This is a genomic window from Pseudovibrio japonicus (genome assembly GCF_014651595.1).
GTDB lineage: Bacteria > Pseudomonadota > Alphaproteobacteria > Rhizobiales > Stappiaceae > Pseudovibrio > Pseudovibrio japonicus.
Genome location: NZ_BMXE01000005.1, coordinates 58,022 through 80,672, shown reverse-complemented (window position 1 = coordinate 80,672; position 22,651 = coordinate 58,022). Strand labels below are relative to the sequence as shown.

At 53.2% G+C, this 22,651-nt stretch carries 24 protein-coding genes and 1 tRNA gene; 9 read left to right on the top strand and 16 right to left on the bottom strand.

Going from position 1 to position 22,651, the window contains the following annotated elements; genetic code table 11:
- Positions 1-221: 221 nt before the first annotated feature.
- From IE076_RS14650 to hemC, 5 genes are all read right to left on the bottom strand, one after another.
- Positions 222-297: transfer RNA gene (locus IE076_RS14650), tRNA-Thr, on the bottom strand.
- Between the two features lie 162 nt (positions 298-459).
- A complete protein-coding gene (locus IE076_RS14645; protein WP_189437540.1) occupies positions 460-2,253 on the bottom strand; it encodes a heme biosynthesis HemY N-terminal domain-containing protein in 1,794 nt (597 codons plus the stop codon).
- 21 nt (positions 2,254-2,274) lie between these two features.
- The gene (locus tag IE076_RS14640) at positions 2,275-4,287 is read right to left on the bottom strand and encodes a phage tail protein (protein ID WP_189437539.1); all 2,013 of its coding nucleotides are present in this window, start codon (positions 4,285-4,287) and stop codon (positions 2,275-2,277) included.
- A gap of 216 nt (positions 4,288-4,503) precedes the next feature.
- On the bottom strand, positions 4,504-5,199 hold the full coding sequence (locus IE076_RS14635) for a uroporphyrinogen-III synthase (RefSeq protein ID WP_189437538.1): 696 nt from the start codon (positions 5,197-5,199) through the stop codon (positions 4,504-4,506).
- Positions 5,199-6,122, bottom strand: coding sequence for a hydroxymethylbilane synthase (gene hemC, locus IE076_RS14630; protein WP_189437537.1), 924 nt, complete (start codon positions 6,120-6,122; stop codon positions 5,199-5,201). The genes IE076_RS14635 and hemC overlap by 1 nt, the downstream gene beginning before the upstream one ends.
- Positions 6,123-6,250: 128 nt before the next feature.
- Here hemC and tsaD point away from each other — a divergent pair, with 128 nt between their 5' ends.
- Positions 6,251-7,363, top strand: a complete 1,113-nt coding sequence (gene tsaD, locus IE076_RS14625) for a tRNA (adenosine(37)-N6)-threonylcarbamoyltransferase complex transferase subunit TsaD (RefSeq protein WP_189437727.1) — start codon at positions 6,251-6,253, stop codon at positions 7,361-7,363.
- Positions 7,364-7,490: 127 nt separating this feature from the next.
- Here tsaD and IE076_RS14620 read toward each other — a convergent pair whose 3' ends face one another.
- Positions 7,491-7,667 (bottom strand): hypothetical protein, encoded by a 177-nt coding sequence (locus tag IE076_RS14620; protein WP_189437536.1) that lies wholly within the window; start codon positions 7,665-7,667, stop codon positions 7,491-7,493.
- A 317-nt stretch (positions 7,668-7,984) separates the two neighbouring features.
- Between IE076_RS14620 and IE076_RS14615 the strand changes: the two genes are divergently transcribed.
- The 5 genes from IE076_RS14615 to IE076_RS14595 all read left to right on the top strand — a co-directional run bounded on the left by IE076_RS14615 (position 7,985) and on the right by IE076_RS14595 (position 11,100).
- On the top strand, positions 7,985-8,467 hold the full coding sequence (locus IE076_RS14615; protein ID WP_209009138.1) for an NUDIX hydrolase: 483 nt from the start codon (positions 7,985-7,987) through the stop codon (positions 8,465-8,467).
- Positions 8,468-8,477: 10 nt separating this feature from the next.
- A complete protein-coding gene (locus IE076_RS14610; protein ID WP_189437535.1) occupies positions 8,478-9,488 on the top strand; it encodes an NAD(P)H-dependent glycerol-3-phosphate dehydrogenase in 1,011 nt (336 codons plus the stop codon).
- 85 nt (positions 9,489-9,573) lie between these two features.
- Positions 9,574-9,864 (top strand): YciI family protein, encoded by a 291-nt coding sequence (locus IE076_RS14605; protein ID WP_189437534.1) that lies wholly within the window; start codon positions 9,574-9,576, stop codon positions 9,862-9,864.
- Between the two features lie 147 nt (positions 9,865-10,011).
- On the top strand, positions 10,012-10,440 hold the full coding sequence (locus IE076_RS14600) for an EVE domain-containing protein (RefSeq protein WP_189437533.1): 429 nt from the start codon (positions 10,012-10,014) through the stop codon (positions 10,438-10,440).
- Between the two features lie 6 nt (positions 10,441-10,446).
- On the top strand, positions 10,447-11,100 hold the full coding sequence (locus tag IE076_RS14595) for a class I SAM-dependent methyltransferase (RefSeq protein WP_189437532.1): 654 nt from the start codon (positions 10,447-10,449) through the stop codon (positions 11,098-11,100).
- A gap of 16 nt (positions 11,101-11,116) precedes the next feature.
- Here IE076_RS14595 and IE076_RS14590 read toward each other — a convergent pair whose 3' ends face one another.
- Positions 11,117-11,482: a hypothetical protein gene (locus tag IE076_RS14590; protein ID WP_189437531.1), complete on the bottom strand. Its 366-nt coding sequence runs from the start codon at positions 11,480-11,482 to the stop codon at positions 11,117-11,119.
- A 239-nt stretch (positions 11,483-11,721) separates the two neighbouring features.
- On the opposite strand from IE076_RS14590, the gene IE076_RS14585 reads away from it, so the two are divergent.
- Positions 11,722-12,894 carry a M20 aminoacylase family protein gene (locus IE076_RS14585; protein WP_189437530.1) on the top strand — a complete coding sequence of 391 codons (1,173 nt, stop codon included), beginning with the start codon at positions 11,722-11,724 and terminating at the stop codon, positions 12,892-12,894.
- Between the two features lie 75 nt (positions 12,895-12,969).
- On the top strand, positions 12,970-13,920 hold the full coding sequence (locus IE076_RS14580) for a threonine/serine dehydratase (RefSeq protein WP_189437529.1): 951 nt from the start codon (positions 12,970-12,972) through the stop codon (positions 13,918-13,920).
- 45 nt (positions 13,921-13,965) lie between these two features.
- Here the strand turns inward: IE076_RS14580 and IE076_RS14575 are convergent, their stop codons facing one another.
- The 6 genes from IE076_RS14575 to IE076_RS14550 all read right to left on the bottom strand — a co-directional run bounded on the left by IE076_RS14575 (position 13,966) and on the right by IE076_RS14550 (position 19,367).
- Complete coding sequence (locus tag IE076_RS14575) at positions 13,966-14,697, bottom strand: amino acid ABC transporter ATP-binding protein (RefSeq protein WP_189437528.1); 732 nt, start codon at positions 14,695-14,697, stop codon at positions 13,966-13,968.
- A complete protein-coding gene (locus tag IE076_RS14570) occupies positions 14,694-15,368 on the bottom strand; it encodes an amino acid ABC transporter permease (RefSeq protein WP_189437527.1) in 675 nt (224 codons plus the stop codon). Before IE076_RS14570 ends, IE076_RS14575 begins: the two co-directional genes overlap by 4 nt.
- 37 nt (positions 15,369-15,405) lie before the next feature.
- Positions 15,406-16,152, bottom strand: coding sequence for an amino acid ABC transporter substrate-binding protein (locus IE076_RS14565; RefSeq protein WP_189437526.1), 747 nt, complete (start codon positions 16,150-16,152; stop codon positions 15,406-15,408).
- Between the two features lie 369 nt (positions 16,153-16,521).
- Entirely contained in the window at positions 16,522-17,214 is a 693-nt protein-coding gene (locus tag IE076_RS14560; protein ID WP_189437525.1) for a TenA family protein, read from the bottom strand.
- Between the two features lie 171 nt (positions 17,215-17,385).
- A complete protein-coding gene (locus tag IE076_RS14555) occupies positions 17,386-17,835 on the bottom strand; it encodes a GNAT family N-acetyltransferase (RefSeq protein ID WP_189437524.1) in 450 nt (149 codons plus the stop codon).
- Positions 17,836-18,743: 908 nt separating this feature from the next.
- Positions 18,744-19,367: a TetR/AcrR family transcriptional regulator gene (locus IE076_RS14550; protein WP_189437523.1), complete on the bottom strand. Its 624-nt coding sequence runs from the start codon at positions 19,365-19,367 to the stop codon at positions 18,744-18,746.
- 95 nt (positions 19,368-19,462) lie between these two features.
- On the opposite strand from IE076_RS14550, the gene IE076_RS14545 reads away from it, so the two are divergent.
- Complete coding sequence (locus IE076_RS14545; protein ID WP_189437522.1) at positions 19,463-20,314, top strand: DUF6920 family protein; 852 nt, start codon at positions 19,463-19,465, stop codon at positions 20,312-20,314.
- A gap of 54 nt (positions 20,315-20,368) precedes the next feature.
- Here IE076_RS14545 and IE076_RS14540 read toward each other — a convergent pair whose 3' ends face one another.
- The 3 genes from IE076_RS14540 to IE076_RS14535 all read right to left on the bottom strand — a co-directional run bounded on the left by IE076_RS14540 (position 20,369) and on the right by IE076_RS14535 (position 22,575).
- Positions 20,369-21,406 (bottom strand): aspartate-semialdehyde dehydrogenase, encoded by a 1,038-nt coding sequence (locus IE076_RS14540; protein ID WP_189437521.1) that lies wholly within the window; start codon positions 21,404-21,406, stop codon positions 20,369-20,371.
- 106 nt (positions 21,407-21,512) lie between these two features.
- A complete protein-coding gene (locus IE076_RS23010) occupies positions 21,513-21,647 on the bottom strand; it encodes a hypothetical protein (RefSeq protein ID WP_280514302.1) in 135 nt (44 codons plus the stop codon).
- Positions 21,648-21,807: 160 nt separating this feature from the next.
- Complete coding sequence (locus IE076_RS14535; RefSeq protein WP_189437520.1) at positions 21,808-22,575, bottom strand: 2-phosphosulfolactate phosphatase; 768 nt, start codon at positions 22,573-22,575, stop codon at positions 21,808-21,810.
- Between the last annotated feature and the right edge of the window lie 76 nt (positions 22,576-22,651).

Below are 22,651 nucleotides of genomic sequence, written 5' to 3'. Positions count from 1 at the left end.
CTCCCACGAAACCACAATGGCCTCCATCTACGCAAAAAACAAAAGGACTTAGAGAACGATGCGTGACTAATAACAACCGCAACGCACCCTAAGAGATCGGCATGTTCAAAAGTTCGACCAATGGCCCAAAAAACACAACTCAGAACCTACGACGAGTAAGCCATAAGACAAAGCCAAACCGACAAATTTCTGGGGGATTATGAAGTATCAGAGAGTGTGTGTGGTGCCGCTGAAAGGACTCGAACCTTCGACCCCATCATTACGAATGACGTGCTCTACCATCTGAGCTACAGCGGCTTACCAACAAGCACAAGGGATGTGCTGGAAAGTGGAAGCTTGATACCCAAGCTCCCGAAAAGATGCAAGTATGATTTGCAAGGATAGAAGGTGCATCCACCACCTATCAACATGAGCAGAAGAGGTCGAAAACCCGAAAGCCCTTCTGCCCATGCAATTCAACTAGCGGAAGAACCTAAAACCTTGTTCCTTCGGCGCTTTCGGATCATCCTCTTCAGACTCCAGCCCCGGATCATCAGGAAGATGAGGAAGCGGGAATTCTACGAGCGTCTCCTTCTCCGCCTTCGACTTCTTACCGGTCTTGGCTGCAGCATCCGGCGTCGCTTTGGACGGCTCCGCTACCTTCTTCATGCCCTTTTCATCAGCCTTGGCCGGCGCAGAGCCTGAAAACCCGACAGGCATAACAGTTGCCCGTGGCTTGTCAGCCTTGGTGGTTTCCTTCGACTTCTTCTCAGGAGCAGGCGCGTCCTTTGGTTCCTTTGCAGCTTCCGTCGCAACAACAGGTTCCGCAGGCTCAGGTTTGTCCGCAGCTGCAGACTTTTCCGCCTCTTGCGATGGTGACACCACAATATCAGCTGCAACCGGCTCGTTCAGCACCTGCACAGGAGCAGCCAGCTCTGGTGGCTCAAACAACTTGTCATCAATGACTTCGATAGTCTGGTCCTGATCAATTGCGCTTTCCGGTGTTGCCCATTCATAGGCATCCACTCGGCCAGTCTTTGGAGAAACCGGCGCCCAGTTCGCAGAAACAACACCATCCGCAATCCAGACCTTATCGTGAGGCGCACGCACCGCACGAGACAGCCACTCACGAATACGGCCCTGATCCCCATGCTCACGCTCTTCAAGATCAGCCATCAGCAGGAAGGCCCGCTGTGTTGGCTCGGAGCGCAGAACGCGCTTGAGCTGCTCGCGCGCTTCATCAAACTTCTGTGCCTCAATGGCAGCAACCGCAACCGCAATCGCCCCTTCAGCAGAGTAAGCACGCATGCCAGCCAGCGTTTTCACGCGGCTCATACGGTCCGTAACAGAATCACCCGGGCGAACGTGCGCGTAAGCTTCTGCAAGGTCTGGATGTGGGCTGAGCTTCCAGGTTGCTTCAAGGATCTTGCTCGCCTTGCGAATTTCGCCAGCGCGGATGCGCAAACGCGCTGCAACGAGCGCAGCAGGCACAAGCGAAGGTGCAAGACCATGCGCCTCAACAGCCAACGTACGTGCACGATCCGGATTCTCGTTCTCCAACTCAAGCGCACGCGCTGTTAGCAGAACCGCTTTCTGGCGACGAAGGGTTTTCTTGTCGATCATGCGAGCAGCATAGTTGCGCTCAAGCGTTGCAATGGCTTCTTCCCAGTCACCGGAGACCGCCTGATACCCAAGCACCGCATTGCCTGCCCAATGCAGACCCGGCACCAGATTGAACGCTTCCTCTGCAAAGTGGCGCGCAGCTGCAGGTTCGTTTTCACGCTCTGCTTCAATGTAAAGTCCATGCAGACCAACTGCTTTGGAACGATCATCTTCAATCATCGCCTCAAACCGGCGACGACTTTCGGCGTGGTCACCATCCAGCTGCGAGGCCTGTGCCAACAGCAGACGCGCTGCAGGCTCATTGCCGTCCAAAAACTTATCAGCCTTTAGCCCGAACTTGCGAGCATGCAAGGTGTCACCGGAGCCGAGCGCCATCAGGCCCTGTGACAGAGCATCATAGCCCTTGTCCTTACGGCGACGCTGCATGAAATGCGAAACCAGCGTTGGCGACTTCCAAACCAGTCGCAAGAAGCCCCAGATCACAATGGACGCCACAATGGAAATACCAAAGGCGACAACGGTCGTCAGCAGGCTTACCTGAACGACATACCCCTGCCAATCAAGCGTAACCAAACCGGGGCGGTCTGCCATCCAGGCGCCGCCAAGCGCCAAAAGAAACACAAACGCGAAAAAGATGAGAACGCGGACCATGTCCTTCGCTCCTTTCCGATACTACTTGTTTTCAGAAACAAGCGACTTCAAAACTTGCGCGGTGATCTTCTTCACCAATTCATCTGCAGCCAAACGGGCTTTCACCTGCTCTGCCCATGTCGCCCCAACCTGCTGCATAGGTTCTGGCAAAGCATCATAAGCAGTCATTGCTCCGGTAAGATCGCCCGCAGAAACCCGCGCTTCCATGGTGCCAAGCACAGCACCCGAACTCGTGCCTTCACTGTCGTTTGGCGTGCGGATAGAAACAAGCGATTTGGCGCTGGAGAACAGGCGGTCGACCACACCATCATCCGCGCTGGTGAGCGACACAGCACTCATGTCACGCGCAACCTGCCCAAAACCAGCGATCAATGCAGCAGAAGTAGGAATACCAGTCGCCGCAGTCGCCTTCAGTGGTGCCAGCTCAGCAGCATCATCCGGCAACACAGCTTCAACGGCAGCAAGTTCGGCCTCATAGCTTTCACCAGAGTCCACCGCATTGCTCAACGAAGCAATCGCAATGGCGCGAGCAGCACGTTCTTGAGCGCTTGCAGTGCCAAGAGCCTGTTCCATCCGGTCAACCCGCGCGGTCATCTGTTGTGTCGTCTGGGCATCTGTCTCGGAGAGAGCTGTGATCTTACCATCCAGAACCTGCTGTTCCGCGGTCACCTTGCCAATCTGTGCAAGGGCTTCATCCACCTTGGAACTTGTCACAGCAAGTTGAGAACCCAGATCTTTCAGCTGCGTCGGTGCATCCTGTAATGCCTGAAACTGCCCTTGCAGATCTGTCAGACTACCCTGCACACTTTCCAGAGCCTGCTGGGTGTTCTGCTGCGTGGTCGTCGCCAGATCATGAACCTGCTTAGCAAGCTCATCCTGAGTATTCTTCAGGCTCGCAACAGCCGCACCATCACCTGCTGCACCGTTTGCGATGAGGTCATTGAGCTCTTTGATCTCCGCATCCAGCGTAGAAATCTGCTCCTGCACCTGGTTGGTCACACTAGCAGTCGCATCACTCAGCTTACTGCTGGTTTCCTGCTGGATCGTCGCAAGCTGCGCACTCAGGTTATCAAGCGTCTCTTTCGCCGCAAAAGTGCCTGTTGCATGTTCACGTAGATCAGAGACCTGTTGCGCTAGCTGGGAATTTTGCTGCTCCAGCTGCGAATATCGGGTCTGAGAAGTCTGCAAGAGCGTCTGAATTTCCTCAGCATTCTGCTGGGAACCTGCCCCGATCATCTGCAGCGCACCAACCTGATGCAAACCAACCCCAGCGCCAACAACGATCAACGCGCCGATCACACCAGCACCAAGCATGGCACCAAAGCCAGCACCTTGTTTAGGCGGGCGCGGAGGCTTGTCAGAAGGACCTCCTGGTCCCTTACCAGATGGAGGCGGCGGTGGAGGCGTATCCTTGCCACCCCCTGATCCAGCACCATCTTTGCCCTTCACAGGTTCCTTGCCAGCCGATGTGGCCGTAGTTTTACCGGCAGCAGCTGTCTTGTCAGAAGCACTGGACGTGCCGGTCTTTGCACCTGCAGCAGGCTTTGCAGCGCTGGTCGCAGTTGTTCCGGTTGTCGCCTTCTCACCCGCTGCTGGTTTCTTCTCCTCAGCAGCAGTCTTTTTCTCATCACCCGCAGCCTTCGCGCTAGTAGCAGCGGCAGTTGGCTTGGTTGAGGTTGAGGTTGAGGTTGAGGAAGACTTAGCGCCCATAGCTGGCTTTGCACCTGTTGCAGGCTTCGCATCGCCAGCTTTAGTCGCTTCAGTTTTTTCACTCTTCGCGGATGTTTGTGATTGTTGTTTACCAGTCGGCGGAACAGAACCCGGCTTGGATGAAGCCGTCTTGCTCGCGGTTGGCTTGGCTCCGGCGCCACCAGCATTTGCGGCCGGCTTGTCACTCTTGGAAACGTCTTTTGCAGGCAGATCAATCACCACTGGCTTACGAGACCCGCCAGAGAGTGGAGATTTCCGTGATGAGTTGCCACCACCCGAGCCTGCCCCGGTGGAGTTCCCACCCTTTTTATCATCAGCAGCCATCAAAACCTCCTAGAATGGCGCGTTTCAAGCAGTTTCCAGCCGCGCCAAGTTTTATACGCACGCAAACTTGATAAGGCATCCGAAGAGGCCTTTTCACTAACATAAGCATCCCATCAGCAAACTACTATCAGGGAGAATTAGCACCTTGCCAAAAAACGATAACTCCTCCAGTGGGGCCGGAAAAGTCCAAATCACTTCCTCTCAACTTATGGCAGCTCAAAGAAGTTCAAACAAACCATCCTCACTAGGCGCTTTTGCAGTCAAAACTTCCCCGAACACCGCAGCTTGTTCCGCAACCCGCTTAGAAACACATAATGCTTTCATAGAGTTAAGAAACACTGTGGTTTTTTCAAGTTTTGCAATCATGAGAAAAATTTGAATTGTTCGCAGAGAATAAAACAATGCACAATCCACTGTTCCAGCATGAATCTGTTCACGGGTCGTCTCAGAAAAACCCGTCACAGCCGCCATTTGATAAACTTCCGTCAAATGGCAGGCAATCCCCTGTTGCTTAAGTTGCCCGGCAAGGTCTCCACTACGATCAACCGCAGCAGGATAGAAGACAGGCCCCTGCTGACCACTGCTCGCGATCAGTCGGCCAAGGGAACCAACATCCCCTTCTGCCTTGAACACATTTTGGAAACCGGAAGTCTCTGCAGCATTGGCTGTCGCCTCACCCACAGAATAGACAGGAAGGTGCTGCAACTGATCAACCAGACCATTGACGGCCAGAGCCTCAATCGCATTGGCGCTCGTCACAGCAATCGCTTTGGCATCCCCAGCCACATCCCTGTTAACGGTCAGCGGCTGGAAACGTAGCATCGGCTCAACAATTACATCGTGTCCCATAGCAATCAGCTTCTGAGCAGTTTTACCTGCCTGTGGCTGAGGACGGGTCACGAGTATATTCATCAGAGCTCCAGAAAGTTTGGACCGGATTTGGCTTTCAGCTCTTTGCCCAGTTCGCGGCCAATCTCTTCCGCATCACTCAACAGGCCTTCACCTTCCACCGTGTGTGTTTGGCTGCCATCCGGCTTGATCACCTCCCCACGGAAGCGGATGCGATCCCCTTCAACGTGCGAAAGACCGGCAATCGGCGTCCGGCACGACCCATCCATCTCGGCCAGATAAGCCCGCTCCAGCAGAAGTCGGCTTTCAGTCTCGGCGTGATGGATCGGCGCAAGAATGCGTGCCGTCTCTTCATCCCCAAGACGCGCCTCAATGCCAATGGCACCCTGACCAACCGCTGGCAGGAAGTGCTCCAGATCCATTAGCGATGTCACCAGATCCCCCTGCCCCAGACGGCGCAGGCCAGCATAAGCCAGGAAAGTTGCATCAACCACCCCTTCATCCAGCTTACGCAAACGGGTTTGCAGATTACCACGGTACATCACGACGTCCAGATCAGGACGCAGACGTTTAATCTGTGCCTGACGACGCAGGCTGGAAGACCCAACCACGGCTCCCTGTGGAAGATCAGTCAGCTTCTCCACCTTCGGCGAAATGAAAGCATCACGCACATCTTCACGTGGAAGGTAAGCAGTCATGCCCAGACCATCAGGAAGAACTGTCGGCATATCTTTGGAAGAGTGCACCGCCAAATCAATGGACTTATCCAGCAAAGCTTCCTCAATTTCCTTGGTAAACAGGCCTTTGCCGCCAGCTTCGGAAAGAGGCCTATCTTGAATTTGGTCTCCCGTTGTCTTTATAACAACAATCTCGAAGTCATCATCGGTTAACCCGTGTGCCTTCGCGAGACGAGCGCGTGTTTCATGCGCCTGAGCCAGTGCCAGGGCGCTTCCACGTGTACCAATTCTTATAGGTTTTGTTTGCAAGGATCACATTCCCAATGCTAGGGGCTCATGTTAGATGAGCGACATAAAATCATCGGCCCGCGAAATCAACCATGCTTTTCGCATGAGAGAACGACAAAAACCATGCGGCCAAAGGAGACCAAAACGTGCTGACCATCCTCGGCATCGAAACGAGTTGTGACGAAACTGCCGCCGCTGTCCTTGAGATTGATCAAGATGGCAAATGCGAAATTTTGTCCAACGTGGTGCATTCTCAAATCGATAAGCACACACCGTTCGGCGGTGTTGTACCAGAGATTGCCGCGCGCGCCCATATTCAGTTGCTGGATGGTATCGTAGAACAGGCGATGAAAACGGCAAATGTGAATTACTCCAATCTCTCCGCAGTCACCGCAACCGCAGGCCCCGGCCTCATTGGCGGCGTCATTGTGGGCCTGATGACAGCAAAATCCATTGCGATGGCGATCAACAAACCATTGATTGCAGTAAATCATTTGGAAGGTCACGCCCTGACAGCCCGCATGACGGATCAGGTTGAGTTCCCATTCCTGCTACTCCTCGTCTCCGGCGGACACACGCAGTATCTCCTCGTAAAAGCTCTTGGGGAATACGAGCGACTCGGCACCACGATCGATGATGCAATCGGCGAAGCTTTCGATAAAACAGCCAAACTCCTCGGCCTGCCTTATCCCGGCGGCCCGGCTGTAGAAAAAGCTGCAAAACTTGGTGACCCAACCGTCTACAAACTGCCGCGCCCACTGCTTGACCGCCCCGGCCTCGACATGTCCTTTGCTGGTCTCAAAACCGCCGTGCGCACCGCAGCGCTGAAGGAAGAACCAGTCAGCGAGCAAACCGTCAACAATCTGTGCGCATCCTTTCAGGAAGCCGTGGCGGATGTCGTCGGCCAACGCAGCGCACGTGCCTTCCAGCTGTTCAAGGACCGCTATCCGGATACACCACCAAAGATGGTCATCGCAGGCGGTGTGGCAGCAAACGAAGCAATTCGCACGCGTCTCAATCAGGTTGCAGCAGAGCAACATGCAGAACTGATCGCCCCACCACACAAACTATGCACAGATAACGCCGCCATGATCGCATGGGCCGGTGCCGAGCGCCTGAGACAGCTGGCAGCCGAAGACCCGTCCATTCTGGAGCAAAACGGGATTGGCGACGACATGAACGAAGCCCCCCGTCCTCGCTGGCCACTCGACAAAAAATCCGAAAGCGTCGTCGGCTTTGGCCGCAAAGGCGCGAAGGTCTAACCACCGCCATAGAGCCAATCAGCACGAACGCACTTTCGAAATCCCGCAGCACCTGCGGGATTTTTTATGTCGTTCGGTCAAAAACTTATCCCCCTCCCCCAAGACACGTGCAAACTGTGTATCAAGCTCATGCAACGGGCAGTTTGGGGGAACGTCCCTCAAGCTGGTGCGAGCTGGATGGGGCTACTGTGGAGGGTAACGTATTTCGCAGCAGGTCCGTGGAGGTTGCCCAAACGCCAACAGTGTTGGGGCGGGCGGATGCGCGGCCAAACCAAAGGGCGTCAACACTGGGAGGTACCTGCATCAGTCGGGATCACCTTCTCAAAGCGCCTATTGGAGCTTGGCCATAGCCTCCTACAAAAACGTCCGGGCAAGGCGACAGCCAATGCCGAAGAAACTAAACTAAAAAGTAGCGCAGGCACTGCCTGCTCGCCTTGCCCATCCCGTTCCTCGGGAAATCTTGGTCAAACACTGCATGGAATGCCATGCGGTGCTAAACGGCGTTTCAATAGTACCAACGTCTTGCTGCTTATCATGTACAAAACCGCTTCACGCCTTGCCTGAGACAAAGTCCTCCGCATAACATCCGCCAAATATTCAAAGCATTGCGTTGATTGACTCATGGAAAAAACAGCACTACAGCCTCGGCACAAAGCTTACGTCTACATGACCTGCGGCACACACCTCCTCGTATTCAAGGAACCGGAAACAGACCTTTCAGGAGAGTTCCAGGTACCTGGTGGAACGGTGGACCCCGGCGAAAGTTATCTCATTGCCGCAAAGCGCGAGTTTGAAGAAGAAACCGGCCTGGCAGTGACCGGTGCGCTGGAACAGTTTGACAAGCGTGAGTACCTTTATGAAGATGACCGAACAGAGGGTCAGGAACTACATCGTAGCGCTTTCTTTCACGTCAAGGTCACCCATAAGGCGAAGCAAACATGGGATCATTACGAAATGAGCCCAAATGACGGTGGAGATCCCATACTCTTTCGCTTCCTCTGGGTTGATTTGGCAGACAACACAACTAAGTCCAGCTTAACAATGCTAGGCGGGTTCGGTCTCCCTCTCGAACAGCTCTGTGAACGATTGAACATTATCCGATAAGGAAAACAACATGACCACTGCTCTGAACAAGATCGCTGTAATTGGCGGAGGATCTTGGGGAACTGCGCTCGCTCTGGCAGCTGCAAGAGCAGGTCGTGACGCCATCATATGGGCGCGTGATGCGGAGACTGTCACCGCAATCAACACCAGCAAGCAAAATCCGAAATACCTGCCCGGCATCCAGTGGACAGAGCAGATCACGGCAACCGATAGCCTGGAAGAAGCTGTCAGAGACGCCGACGCTCTGCTGCTCGTCACACCAGCACAGACAACCCGCGCAATGACCGAGGCAATCAGACCGTTTCTCAAACCGGAAACGCCCATTGTGCTCTGCGCGAAGGGCATCGAGCAAAAGACTGGCCGATTGCTTTCCGAAATCATCAAGTCCGTCGCACCAGACGCAATTCCAGCAGCCCTGTCCGGCCCAAGCTTCGCGAGCGATGTGACCAAAGGCCTGCCCACTGCCGTGACAATCGCAGCGGAAGATGGCGCAGTCGCAGATCAGCTTTCCGCAGCATTGGCGTCTAACAGTTTCCGCCCCTACGCAACCGATGACCTCATCGGCGTCCAGATCGGCGGTGCTCTCAAGAACGTTCTGGCCATCGCATGTGGCGCTGCCATCGGCTACGGCCTCGGCGCCAGCGCACAGGCAGCCCTCACCGCACGTGGTTTTGCAGAACTAACACGTCTCGGCATGGCATTGAACGCAAGAAGTGAAACCCTCACCGGTCTGTCCGGTCTGGGCGATCTCGTACTGAGCTGTTCCTCTACACAGTCACGCAACTTCGCGTTCGGCCTCAAGATCGGTCAGGGCAGAAAACCGGAAGAGCTCGTCGCACCGGGCCAAAAGCTTGCAGAGGGCGCACACTCAGCCAATATCGCGGTAGACTTGGCCGACAAACACGGCGTCGAAATGCCAATTGCCAGAGCGGTTTCTCAGATTGTGGCCGGTAAGATCGATGTCGCACAAGCACTAAGCGACTTAATGACGCGCCCCCTCAAACGAGAGACCCACCCCTAACAGAATCCACATAAAGTCAGATTTACCTGATTAGAAATCAGGGTTTTAAAGGTTGGGTTGAAATCCCGCTACTGGAGTATCCAATATGCTGTACGCTCTCATCTGCACAGACAAGCCCCATTCGGTAGAGCTTCGTCAGAAGACCCGCGAAGAGCACCTCAACTTCCTGAACGGTCTTGGTGATCGGCTGAAAGGTGCTGGTCCATTCATGTGTGATGATCTTGTGTCCCCAACCGGTTCGCTGGTCATTATTGAAGCTGCAAACCGCGACGAAGCACTGGCAGTGGCGAACGAAGACCCATACGCTCTCGCAGGCCTGTTTGAATCTGTTGAGATCCGCCCATGGAACTGGGTATTAAAGAACCCGGAAATGTAATTTTGCTGTAAGTTACGTTTTACAACATATCTAAACTGGAGCACACGCCATGTTTCGAAAAGCTGGTGCTCCATTTACTGTGTGTTCCCGAAACATCGACTCGATCACTTCGATCAAAACACACATACAGTTTACATGGAGGAAGCGTTGCAATACTGGCTGTTCAAATCCGAACCTAACAAATGGTCTTGGGAACAACAAAAAGCCAAGGGCGAAGAAGGCGAAGAGTGGGACGGCATACGCAACTATCAGGCCCGCAACTTCATGCGCGATATGAAAATCGGCGACCGCGGCTTCTTCTATCACTCCAATATCGGCAAGGAAGTCGTCGGCATTGTAGAAGTGTGTGCCTTGGTGCATCCGGATTCCACAACCGACGATCCGCGCTGGGAATGCGTTGATATCAAAGCCGTTAAAGACCTGCCGCAGACAGTCACGTTGGCGCAGGTCAAGGCCGAGGAACGCCTCTCCGACATGGCTCTAGTAACCTCCATGCGCCTGTCCGTTCAGCCGGTCAAGCCAGAAGAATGGGCTGTGGTTCTGGAGATGGCAGGCATGGACCCTTCCGAGGTCTGATCTGCTATGGCAATTACGGATCGGCGCAGCTTTATTCTGGAACAGACACGCATTCACCCTGTCCCACATGCGCCGTCCCTCTCCCTCCACCTGGCCGACGAAAGCGTCGATCTGTGGCGTATGGGAGAAGAGGAGCTGGAAAAGCTCGGTGTTCCCTCCCCCTTCTGGGCATTTGCATGGGCAGGCGGGCAAGCACTGGCACGCTACATTCTGGACAACCCGGAAACGGTCAGAGGCAAGCACATCCTTGACTTTGCCAGCGGCTCCGGCCTCGTCGCCATCGCAGCCATGAAAGCTGGCGCAGCCTCTGCCGTCGCTGCCGACATTGACCTGTTTGCTGCAGATTCTGCACTTATCAACGCAGACCTGAATCAGGTTACAATTGAAGTCACCACACAAGACCTTCTTAAAAGCTCTCTTGCCCAATATGACCTGATCTGTTGCGGTGACGTCTTTTATGATCCGGAGATGACAGCAAGTGTATTAGGTTGGCTTGATGCAAACCGCCAAATCAAACCGGTTCCCGTACTGGTTGGCGATCCACAGCGCTCTTACTTCCCCGCATCACGACTCACACACCTGCAAACCTACGAAATTCCGGTTCAGCGAGAGCTGGAAGACAACGAGACAAAAAAGACCGCCGTCTACGCCTTCGCGTAACCACCAGCAGCAAGGCTCAACCGCCCGGCCTGCTCATTTCCTCATAAAACCGAGTAAGAGAGGCCACATTCGCGTCAGCAGCATAAGGGGTGGTCAGAGCACATTCGACAACAACGGTGCGCTTTTCTACCTGCAGCGAAAAGTCACTGGTCAAAGGCCAAAGGCTCCAGCTGTCACGCAACGAGTTGTAACGCAGCGATGTACCGTACAAGCCACCGTTCACAAGCAGATTGATTGAGGCATTCCGGCGGAAGTCAAAAGGCCCGGTTTCAAACTCAGAGCGAGCAGGCAAAAGGCTGACATATCGATTGGCTTTGTTAAGAAACATCCAGTGTTGCTTCTCTTCAGTGACATTCCGAAAAACACTCAGATAAATCGCCATACTGCCTCGCTGTTGCTAAAGTTGAACCAAGTGCAATATGTGTTCTGACGACAGCTATACTCTGTCGTGATGAAGCAGTTTTGGGGTTGGTAAACAAACGCGACGAGCAGTCCATTTAAATTTACTCAACTGACCTTTTTGCGATTGATTTGCTCTTGCAATATTTCACTGCACTGGGCCAAAGTGAGACGCATTATTTCATAGCAATAAAAATCCGAAGTATTTGAGGGAGCAGTCTGATGCCAACCATTAATCGGCTTGCAGAAATGCATGATGAAATCACCGCTTGGCGCCGCGATTTTCACGAATATCCCGAAGTTCTCTATGAAACCCACCGCACATCAGCAAAAGTAGCCGAAATCCTTACTGAGATCGGCGTTGATGAAGTCACAACAGGCGTAGGCCGCACAGGCGTCGTCGGTGTCATCAAAGGCCGCAACGGCGGTACCGGAAAATCCATTGCCCTCCGTGCGGACATGGACGCCCTTCCCATGACCGAGGAAACCGGCAAGGAGTATGCGTCCAAAAACGAAGGCGCCATGCACGCATGTGGCCACGACGGGCACACCGCCATGCTGCTGGGAACCGCAAAATACCTGACTGAAACCCGTAATTTTGACGGTACCGTTATCCTCATTTTCCAACCGGCTGAAGAAGGTGGTGGGGGCGCCAAAACAATGATGGACGACGGCCTGTTCACACGCTGGCACGTTGACGAAATTTACGGCCTGCACAACCAGCCAGGCACACCGCTCAACCACTTTGGGACCCGGCCCGGTGCATTAATGGCCTCTTCCGATGAGTTTACCATCACCGTGAAAGGTAAGGGAGGTCACGCTGCTTACCCACACAAGACAATCGATCCGATTATTGTTGGCTCACAAATCGTATCCGCCTTGCAATCAATCGCATCCCGAAATGTCGATCCGCTGCAATCCATCGTAGTTTCCGTGACCTTCTTTCAGGCCGGTACCGCATACAACATCATTCCGGAGACCGTAAAACTTGGCGGAACAATCCGAACGCTCGCCAAAGGAACCCGCAAACAGGCTGCCGAACGCATAAAGCAAGTCGTTGAAGGCATATGTGCAGCAAACGGCGCGGACGTGGAGCTGGAGTTTTCAGAGGGTTACCCGACCACAGTTAATCACCCGGAGCAAACCAACTTCGCAACACGAATTGCTACAGAAATCTCGGGTAGCATAGATAAGGTAGACAAGAACCTAGCACCAATCATGGGAGCCGAAGACTTCTCCTATTATCTGGAAGAAAAGCCTGGGGCTTTTGTCTTCCTCGGAAACGGCGATAGCGCTGGCCTACATCACCCAGAATATGACTTCAACGACGAAGTAATACCCTACGGTTGCTCCTATTTCATCAAATTGGTTGAAACCGCAATGCCTGCGACCTGAGGTCATTGCCACAAGTTCCAGAGCCTCGAGGTTTCCCGAGGTTCTCAATATCAAAAAATAAATTAGGCCATTCGCGTGCAAATATCGAAGCAACAAATTGAATTCACTTACGAACGGATCCAGAAACACATTCGCAAGACCCCGTGTATTGTGAGCGGTAACGGAACCTTCGGCTTGAAATACTCCATTTCCTTGAAACTGGAGCATCTGCAACACTCTGGCTCTTTCAAAGCCCGTGGAGCTTTTAATTCACTACTGAACAGCCGTATTCCCGAGGCTGGAGTTACAGCCGCATCTGGCGGAAACCACGGTGCCGCAGTCGCGTGTGCAGCTCATGCACTCGGGCTCACTGCCAAGATCTTCGTGCCTGAGATCTCAAACCCGGCAAAGGTCGACAAGATCCGCAGCTTTGGGGCTGATCTTCACATAGAAGGCGCAACTTATGCAGACGCTGCAGCTCTTTGCTCTCAATACCAAGCGCAGACCGGCGCAATTGATATTCACCCCTACGACGCGATTGATACAATCAATGGTCAGGGCACAGTGGCGCTGGAGTGGGCAGAGCAAAACCCTGATCTGAATACTATCCTCGTCGCTGTTGGTGGCGGCGGCCTTGCCGCAGGCATTGCAAGTTACTACGCCGATACCCCAACCAAGATTATCGCCGTGGAGCCAACTGGTTCATGCTCCCTGCACGCAGCCCTCAAAGCCGGAGAGCCGGTAGACGTGGAGCTCAACAGCATTGCAGCCAATGCACTTGGTGCAAAGCGGTGCGGCACATACCCCTTTGAGGTGGCAAGCAAGCATATTGCACAATCCGTTCTGGTGGAAGACGACGCCATCCTGGCCGCACAACGCTGCCTCTGGAGAGAGATGCAGCTGGTTGTGGAACCCGGCGGAGCCACCGCATTGGCAGCGCTCATTTCCGGCGCCTACAAGCCAGCAGACGGCGAGCGCGTCGGTGTCCTACTCTGCGGCGGCAATGCAGAACTCATTCAGGTCAATGATGCCCTGAAAGGCCGATAAAAGAAAAGCGGTACTTCCATCAAGAGGTACCGCTTTCGAAATTCCTTATAGGACTTTGCGCAGGAAGCTACGGGTCCTCGGGTCATCCGGACTGGTAAAGATCTTTTCAGGCGGACCCTGCTCAACGATCCGGCCACCTTCCATGAACAGAACACGGTCGGCAATCTCTTTTGCAAACGCCATCTCATGGGTCACGATCAGCATGGTCTGATGAGCCTGCGCTACCCGCGTCAGCAACTGCAGCACTTCATCCACCCACTCTGGATCAAGCGCTGAGGTCGGCTCATCTACCAGCATCAGCTCTGCGTCGCTGGCCATAGCCCGGCCAATACCCACACGCTGCTGCTGACCGCCCGACAGGGAAGCCGGATAGGCATCAGCTTTTTCTGCCATGCCGATATCCCGGAGGATCGCATCCGAACGCTCAAACGCAGCCTCTTTGGGCTCACCACGAACAGTAATCAGCCCTTCAGCAATGTTCTCGCGAGCAGTTTTGTTGGCAAATAGCGCATAGTTCTGAAAGATAAACGCCGTTCTCAGACGCATCTCTTTGATCTGAGCCGCATTAGCCTTCTGAACATCGATGGTTTTGCCATCAAGAATGTATTCGCCCTTTTCAGGCGTCTCAAGAAAGTTGAGACAGCGCAGCAAGGTCGACTTACCGGTTCCGGACGGTCCGATGATGGCGATACGTTCGCCTTTTTCGATATCCAGGTCGATCCCGTTCAACACAGGAACACCATTATAGATTTTTGTGAGCCCGCGGATCTGGATCATCTGGAAACAGCCTTTGAAAGTCGGTTTTCAATACGGGTCTGGATGAAAGCGAGGCTTTCGACCACAGCCCAATAGATCACTGCAACAACAATAAATGTCTCGAAGTACAGGAAGCTTCCCGCAGCTTCTTTCTGCGCAGCGCCCATCAACTCGGTCACACCTAGTGTAAAGGCCAGACTGGTGCTCTTGATCAGGTCAATGAAGTAGTTGATCAGAGTCGGCGCAGCAACACGCGCCGCTTGCGGCAGAATAATCCGACGCATCATCTGACCGGTCGACATTCCGATCGACTTTGCCGCTTCCCACTGGCTGCGGTCAACGCCGAGGATCGCAGCACGAATACTCTCTGCCATATAGGCGGAAAAGTGCAGCGTCAGACCAATAATCGCTGCCGTAACCCCGTCAATCGCGGTGAGAAACGAGAACAACTGCGGCAGGCCGTAGTAAAACAGAAACAGCTGCACCAGCAGCGGTGTGCCACGGAAGAAGCTGATAAAGAGCCGCGTGGCCGCATCCAGAACTGGGAAGCGAACCACACGGATAATCGCAAACAGCGATGCAAGTATGAGCGCCAAAATCATGGACAAACTTGCCATACCCAAAGTTAGGGGTAGGTACTTTAAGAGGACCGGCACAAGGCCGAGCATATAATCCAGATTTAAGGCGCGCATATTCAGGTCTTATTATAGTTATTTAAAAACAGACGGCTTAGTCAGCTTTAGTGATGTCCGCACCAAACCACTTGTCGGAGATCTCGGCAAGCTTGCCAGAAGCCTTCAGCTCAGTGATAGCAGCATCTACCTTAGCAGCCAAAGCTTTACCTTCTTCATCATTGCGGAACGGCATTGCGTTACGAATTTCAGAGAACGGTGCACCAGCCAGCTCCAGCGGCAGTGGCGTTTCTTTGATCAGCTGAGTAGCACTAACGCGGTCCATCACAAACGCATCAACACGGCCAAGAGCAGTATCCTGAGCCAGGTTGCTTTCATAGGTGCGGATGTCGATTTCATTCGCGTATGGCAGATCCTGCATCAGGTCTTCAAAGTTGGAACCGAGGTTAACCGCAACGCTTCTGCCTTTCAGGTCTTCAACGCCATTGACGTCGTCGTTGCCTTTTTTAGTAACAACCTGCGCACCATCGTAAACGTACGGTTGGGAGAAGACGTACTTCGCTTCACGCTCAGGTGTAATCGTGATCTGGTTCGCAATAGTGTCAATACGGTCAGCTTCCAGAGCACCAACCAAACCGGAGAAGCTCATGGTGACGAATTCGATGTCATCACCGGTCTGCTCACCAATTGCACGAGCAACGTCAACTTCAAAGCCCTGCAGAACATCCTGCTTGACGAAAGTGAATGGGAAATACCCACCAGACATGCCCACGCGGATTGTTTCAGCCTGAGCAGGAACAGCCACGAGAAGGGCAAGGGCAGCAACAGTAGAACGAGAGAACATATCTATTCCTTATTCGTGTTTCTTTGTTGACCGTGTTTTACCAGAATGAGGAAAATTTTCTACAATCAAGCGGGCAAAAAGCCCATTTAAGTCAGATAAACTACTAAAAGCAGCCAGCATTAGAAAACATCATCAAAAAACACCAATTGAATAAAAAATACTTCCCAGAAGGGATAGGTTAACAAAATCTAGTTTAGGAACAGTTTGCGCTCTCTTTCAATTATCGGGCAAAATCACAGAGCAGATACATGGAAACGTGTACTTGCCCCCTGATTTTAGGCGAAAGGTCTGGGTCAGGACTCACTAAACTGGAAAAAAATGCTCCCTGCAAAACAGAGAGCATTTCGCACCAAAAATATGGCCTGTTAATCAGCTCACCATATCAAAGAAATCCGCCTCCAACTTGCACATGTAAGTGAAGCTTTCTGATATCTCGCTCTGGCGTTGCGCCCGCTCTTCTTCGCCATGCACATTCACTTCCTGCTTGAGCCACTCTATGAACTCACCAAACTCATCACAAGCCAGAAACTCAACCCATTCAGCAAGGTAGGGGCGCTTGGGGGTCGGCTTCGCAGCTTCACGATGTCCCCATTCACGATAGATCCACTCTGTAGCCAGCAGCGCAGCCATACCATCAATGTAATGGCCCTTACCTGACGTGGACAGAAGCATTGACCCAATCGCACGAGTAACGGAGTTCGGTTCCGTGTTCTCGTAGACCTCGGGTTCAACACCCAACTCCTTGAAAGCCCGCTGGAAAAAACTGAGTTCATTCGAGGTCAATCCATCAACAAACTTTGCCAAATGCGCTTTTGCCGTCATTGTTGGTGCTTTGGCAATGAGAAAGCCAAGCGCAGACGCAAGATCCAGGATATAGTGATAGTCCTCCAGCAGATAGCGCTTAACCGCCTCGGAACTGACCGTGTCATCGCCAATCGCAACCGTGAATGGATGATTGACTGCCGCATCCCACTTGGGCCCTGCGGATTTCACAAGCCAATCCGTAAAAGTCTCATCCGTATGCGTGATCTTGTAATTGGCATAACTTGCAGTGTTCAGCATTCTCGTGCGCCTCCCAACACATGGTCCTAGAGTACATCTACGTTGAACAATGCCACTCAGAGTCATGCTGTGCTAGACGGAACTCACCGTATATGCCCCCTGATATTTTGGGGGTATTATCCCGCTTCCGCCTTTGACCAACACACGGAACCATCAACCTTGCTGGGCAGACTAGGCCTGCCACTCATACAAGATATCCGGTGCGCCTTCTTCATTCTCTGAACCGCTTGTCCGCTTCACTTCCTTAAAGCCATGCGCTTCGTAAAATACTCTGGCATCCGTATTCTCAACAAAGCACATAAGCTTCAGATTCCCGGAAGATTGAGCTTTTGCCAGGTCCAAGAGCTTGGAGCCAATGCCTTTCCGCAGGTGTCGCGGATCCAGATAAAGCTGTTCTATCCAGTCATCTTTGGTGGCCATCATACCGATGATTTGCTCATCTCCTATGACTATTGTCAGTTCATTGCTCTTAAAAACAATATTCTGAAAAAACCAAAGGTCTTCTGCCGGTGTATGCAGTTTTGGTAAAAACGAAAGGCACTGATCCCGTGAATGCCGATACATGCGCGCAACTTCCGGCAACTCATCATGCCGCGCCGCTCTGATTTCAAACCTCTGCATAGTCCCCCCATATTTTGGCAAAAACCTAGCATAGCCCCTGCAAAAAGTATCCAGCAAACACGAAGAGCACCGCATGGCATCCATGCAGTGTTGAACCAGAGTGTCCCGAGGAACGGGATGAGCAAGGCGAGCAGGCAGTGCCTGCGCTACTTGTTAAATTAGTTTCTTCGGCATTGGCTGTCGCCTTGCCCGGGCGTTTTTGTAGGAGGCTATGGCCAAGCTCCAAAAGACGCTTTGAGAAGGCACTCCTGTTACAGAATATCTCCCAGTGCTGACGCCCTCTGGTTTGGCCGCGCATCCTCCCGCCCCAACACTCATGGCGTTTGGGCAACCTCCACGGACCTGCTGCGAAATACGTTACCTCCCACAGTAGCCCCACCCAGCCTACGCCCAACTGGCGGACGGTCCACCAGCAGCCCGTAACGTAGGCATGGGAGAAAGTATGACCTGTGTTTTGATGTGGGGGGATAAGTTTTTGGCAAGAAGGATTAGTCTTCTTGCTAGAACGCAATGTGTTGTAGGGACAGGGCGAAGATTTCTAGAGCATGCTGCGTTCATATGAATTCACGCGCCAAGCTCTAAGCGTTTGTTTTCACACGTATTCTTCTCCGAAAACCGGACCCGCTTTTCGGGAATACGCTCTAATGCCTGTATTGCTGGCTCTGGATACCGCATCGCGCTGCGCTTGTGCGGCATGACGTAGTTGAGGTTCTTATTGTATCGCTTCCGTTACCGCCGTCATCCCTGACTTGATCAGGGATCCAGGGCAATCTCTACAGACCTACTGCGAAATACGTTACCTCTCAAAGTAGCTCCGCCCAACCTACGACCAACTGACGGACGGTCCGCCAGCAGCCCGTTACGTAGGTATGCATTCACTGTAACGAGGAAAAACGAGGGGGATAAGTTTAGGAGGCACCGCGCGCAACTGGCCCATAGATCGCAGCCAGTCGCTCACTGGCCCGGAGCGCGCGCCTCCGGATATCGTCAGGAGACGGCTCAGCAAGAACACCAGTCACCCGGCGTATCTGCATATCCCCAACCAGCAAGGCCACATAAAGCTCAGCAACTTCCACCACATGGTCAAAGCAAAGAAAACCATCTTCCTTCAGCTGCTCAAGCAATTGCACCAGCAGCGGAAAAACACGGTTCCGTCCGGCCTCAGCCAGTGCTTGCCCTAACTCGCCGGAAACTTCAGCATCAGCCGCTGCTGCCCGGTTCAGCATCACTGCACGTGGACTGAGCAACATGGCAAGCAACCTTTCGCCAACAACCTCAAGTACTTTGAGGGAGTGCCCTGTCTTGCCCAACTCCTCTTCCAACTGGGCGGCAACCAGTTCTGCATTCTGCGCTACCAGATCCCGAAACAGCCCCTGCTTATTGCCGTACCAGCGATACAGTGTTTCGTTGGAAGCCTTTGCCTTCTTAGCAATGCTGAGCATGGAGGCACCCACATACCCCTTCTCAGCCAACACGCTATAGGCCGCTTCAGTGATCTGTTTCTGCCGCTCAGTTTTCTTCTCATTCCGCACGTCAGGCCTCCTGGTTGACATAAAGCGTACACAAGAATACGGTTGCAATCAATCCGTACACATAATTACGCTTTTCTATTTTCACGGAGACCCTAATGCGCATACTCAAAATTTCATTTGCCCTATCCCTTTCAGCCATCGCTTTGACCTCAACCTATGTCGCCTACTCCACCTGGCAGACAGAAGCTGACATCAAGGCCCACCGACAAAACGTCATTGCACTGGCCCAACAGACCGAAGGTCCGAACTGGGATAACGCTGCACTGTCAACGCTACCCAAAGTCGTTCAACGGTATCTCCAGTTCTCCTTCCCCAATGGCCCGACAAACATCTCCCACGTCTCAATGGAAATGGAAGGCCAGTTCCGGCGACCTCAGACGGAAGGCTTTGCAGCAACAACAGCAGAGCAGGTCGTGGCAGCAAACACTCCTGCCTTGGCGTTCTCGGCAACAACCCCAATCATTCCGGGAGTTTGGGCAAGGGCCTATGATGCCTACGCCGATGTCAGAATGGAGATGAAAGCAAAAATCCTCTCCACGATCACTGTTGTCGACGAAAAGGAAACACCAGAACTCAACGCCACTTCGCTGCGCCGTTGGCTTTTGGAAAGCCCGCTTTACCCCGTCGCGTTGATGCCGGGCGGTCCGGTAACGTGGGAAGCCATCGATGACACCCGAGCCAGAGCAACCGTCACCATGAGCGGATATTCAGCCTCTCTTGTTGCAACCTTCAGAGAAGACGGAAGTCTGGAACGCTTTGATGCAGAAGAAGACGGCGATCTCACATCGCCCTATCACGGCTCAGGAGAGCACGTTTACCGCACAGACTATAAGGAAGTTTCCGGCATGATGATCCCCCACAAGTTCATCATCGCCCGCGCGGCAAAAGGCAAAATACTGCCGTTCTGGAATGGCCACCTCACCAGCATTACCTTCAGCAGCCTCTAACAAAAAGGGCACCTGAAAAGGTGCCCTTCATCATCATGTCAGTAACAGACTAGATTATGCAGCTGCTTTTGCTTTTGGTGTGATCAGGCCACGGTTCACCAGAACCTCAGCGATCTGAACAGCATTCAAAGCAGCACCCTTACGCAGGTTATCGGAAACAACCCACATGTTCAGGCCATTCTCAACGGTTGCATCTTCGCGGATACGGGAAACGTAAGTCGCGTCTTCACCAGCACATTCGTAAGGAGTGACGTAGCCACCGTCTTCACGCTTATCGACAACAAGAATACCAGGTGCTTCACGCAGAATGTCCTGTGCTTCTTCAGGAGAAAGCGGGTTCTCCAACTCCATGTTAACTGACTCAGAGTGACCAACGAACACAGGCACACGAACAGCAGTACAAGTAACTTTGATGGTCGGGTCGAGCATCTTCTTGGTCTCGGCCAGAACCTTCCACTCTTCCTTGGTGTAACCATCTTCCATGAAGTCGTCGATGTGCGGAATCACGTTAAACGCAATGCGCTTGGTGAACTTCTCAGGCACGATCGGATCATTCACATATACAGCGCGGGTCTGGTTGAACAGCTCGTCCATCGCTTCTTTACCGCCGCCGGATACGGACTGGTAAGTGGACACGACAAGGCGCTTGATGCCAGCCTGCTCGTGAATAGGCTTCAGAGCTACAACCAGCTGCGCGGTGGAACAGTTCGGGTTTGCTATGATGTTCTTCTTTTTGAAGTCAACAATGTCATCCGCGTTCACTTCAGGCACGATCAGCGGAACATCTGCATCATAGCGCCATGCGGATGAGTTATCGATGACAACACAGCCCTTAGCAGCAATCTTCGGCGCCCACTCTTTGGCGATGGAACCGCCAGCAGACATCAGGCAGATATCAACGGAAGAGAAGTCGAAATTCTCCATCGCCTGAACTTTGAGTGTTTTGTCACCGAAGGAAATCTCTTTGCCCTGAGAACGGCGAGATGCCAATGCAATCACTTCATCTGCCGGGAACCCACGCTCTGCCAGAATATCCAGCATCTCCGAACCTACATTGCCGGTAGCACCTGCAATCGCAATCTTATAACCCATTGGTTTTGTCCTCTTCGTCTCCCCCGCTGGCTCCGGAGGCTGACTGCACCCGGTGAGCCCTCTGGCGCCCTCCGTCCCGGGGGAGAGCGCGGGAAAGAGAGGCACCTTAGACGGTGGTCTTGGTCGTTTTCGTGGTGATTGTCTTGGTAGTCTTCGCGATCACTTTTGCAGCCGACATCATACCTGCGGTTTTCGCCGCAGTGCGCATGAATTTCGTTGTGTCGGTCTTGCGAAGGAACATTCCGCGTAACTCTTTCCCAATAAATAGATTGCGAGTTTCATGCCTTCACACGAAAGATTTGTCAATACTCTTTGCGCTGGGGGAACGATAGCATCCCAAAGACGTGGCGGCACCGCACCAGCAAAACCGAGGAATTACAGGAGGTCTGGCACAAGAAGCTTCATTCAGACAAAATAAACCCTGATGTAAGCTCAACTTTTGATTCCGCCTCACGCACCTGCTCAACATCCGCAAAAGCTACAAGTGTCTGCTCACCACGCTCCACCTGCACCAACTCGGGCACACAGCTCTCCGAATCCATCTCCGCCGCCCATTCTACATCAGCAGCGTAACCATAGTGCGTCAGCTCCTGCCCGCTTGCACAGCCCTGCAATGCCTCTGGCAAATCATCAGAACAGGCCAGATACCCAGCCTTGGCAAAGGCAGCTTCTGACGACATCGGACACCCAAGCAAATGTGCAATCGCTCCACACGCCAGCTGGTCTTCAAGCGCAGGACGCAAACTACCATCCGGCCACTTCTCCCCGGCAGCAACCAGCAGAACCTTTCCGGAAATCTCCTTCAGATAACCCGCAACCGCCGCCGCATTGCGAAGCGTCCCGGCAAACACCCGCCCCTCTCTTGGCAAAGCCGAAAGCGTCGAGCCATTGGGGCTGGGCAACACCAGCACATCACCAGCAGAAAGCCCCACAAGCGTTGGCGGCGACAGAGAATAACCACCCTCGCGACGCTTCCCCGCACAAACCCCGCCAATTTCCGTCGCCAGCGCCTTCCCCTCGTCCCAATCCGCAAACGGCACCACCAGCGCCCCTCTGCCACAAGCAACGGAGGTCGCTGTCGAAAAGCTCAGGCAGTCCACAATCACAGTGGCGGCAAAACCATCACTACTCGCGTTCCTACCCCATTCCATATGCACAAAATCAACCATACTCACCCCAACCGATAAAACCGTGGGCACCTGAAAAAGAGTGCCAATCTATTCTTGCATAGCATCGCGTCTGCAC

Excerpts from the sequence above, each read along its gene's own strand:
- IE076_RS14645 (WP_189437540.1), bottom strand. The coding sequence starts at position 2,253 with ATGGTCCGCGTTCTCATCTTTTTCGCGTTTGTGTTTCTTTTGGCGCTT.
- IE076_RS14640 (WP_189437539.1), bottom strand. The coding sequence starts at position 4,287 with ATGGCTGCTGATGATAAAAAGGGTGGGAACTCCACCGGGGCAGGCTCG.
- IE076_RS14635 (WP_189437538.1), bottom strand. The coding sequence starts at position 5,199 with ATGAATATACTCGTGACCCGTCCTCAGCCACAGGCAGGTAAAACTGCT.
- IE076_RS14620 (WP_189437536.1), bottom strand. The coding sequence starts at position 7,667 with ATGCAGGTACCTCCCAGTGTTGACGCCCTTTGGTTTGGCCGCGCATCC.
- IE076_RS14615 (WP_209009138.1), top strand. The coding sequence starts at position 7,985 with ATGGAAAAAACAGCACTACAGCCTCGGCACAAAGCTTACGTCTACATG.
- IE076_RS14610 (WP_189437535.1), top strand. The coding sequence starts at position 8,478 with ATGACCACTGCTCTGAACAAGATCGCTGTAATTGGCGGAGGATCTTGG.
- IE076_RS14605 (WP_189437534.1), top strand. The coding sequence starts at position 9,574 with ATGCTGTACGCTCTCATCTGCACAGACAAGCCCCATTCGGTAGAGCTT.
- IE076_RS14595 (WP_189437532.1), top strand. The coding sequence starts at position 10,447 with ATGGCAATTACGGATCGGCGCAGCTTTATTCTGGAACAGACACGCATT.
- IE076_RS14590 (WP_189437531.1), bottom strand. The coding sequence starts at position 11,482 with ATGGCGATTTATCTGAGTGTTTTTCGGAATGTCACTGAAGAGAAGCAA.
- IE076_RS14585 (WP_189437530.1), top strand. The coding sequence starts at position 11,722 with ATGCCAACCATTAATCGGCTTGCAGAAATGCATGATGAAATCACCGCT.
- IE076_RS14575 (WP_189437528.1), bottom strand. The coding sequence starts at position 14,697 with ATGATCCAGATCCGCGGGCTCACAAAAATCTATAATGGTGTTCCTGTG.
- IE076_RS14570 (WP_189437527.1), bottom strand. The coding sequence starts at position 15,368 with ATGCGCGCCTTAAATCTGGATTATATGCTCGGCCTTGTGCCGGTCCTC.
- IE076_RS14565 (WP_189437526.1), bottom strand. The coding sequence starts at position 16,152 with ATGTTCTCTCGTTCTACTGTTGCTGCCCTTGCCCTTCTCGTGGCTGTT.
- IE076_RS14560 (WP_189437525.1), bottom strand. The coding sequence starts at position 17,214 with ATGCTGAACACTGCAAGTTATGCCAATTACAAGATCACGCATACGGAT.
- IE076_RS14555 (WP_189437524.1), bottom strand. The coding sequence starts at position 17,835 with ATGCAGAGGTTTGAAATCAGAGCGGCGCGGCATGATGAGTTGCCGGAA.
- IE076_RS14545 (WP_189437522.1), top strand. The coding sequence starts at position 19,463 with ATGCGCATACTCAAAATTTCATTTGCCCTATCCCTTTCAGCCATCGCT.
- IE076_RS14540 (WP_189437521.1), bottom strand. The coding sequence starts at position 21,406 with ATGGGTTATAAGATTGCGATTGCAGGTGCTACCGGCAATGTAGGTTCG.
- IE076_RS23010 (WP_280514302.1), bottom strand. The coding sequence starts at position 21,647 with ATGTTCCTTCGCAAGACCGACACAACGAAATTCATGCGCACTGCGGCG.
- IE076_RS14535 (WP_189437520.1), bottom strand. The coding sequence starts at position 22,575 with ATGGTTGATTTTGTGCATATGGAATGGGGTAGGAACGCGAGTAGTGAT.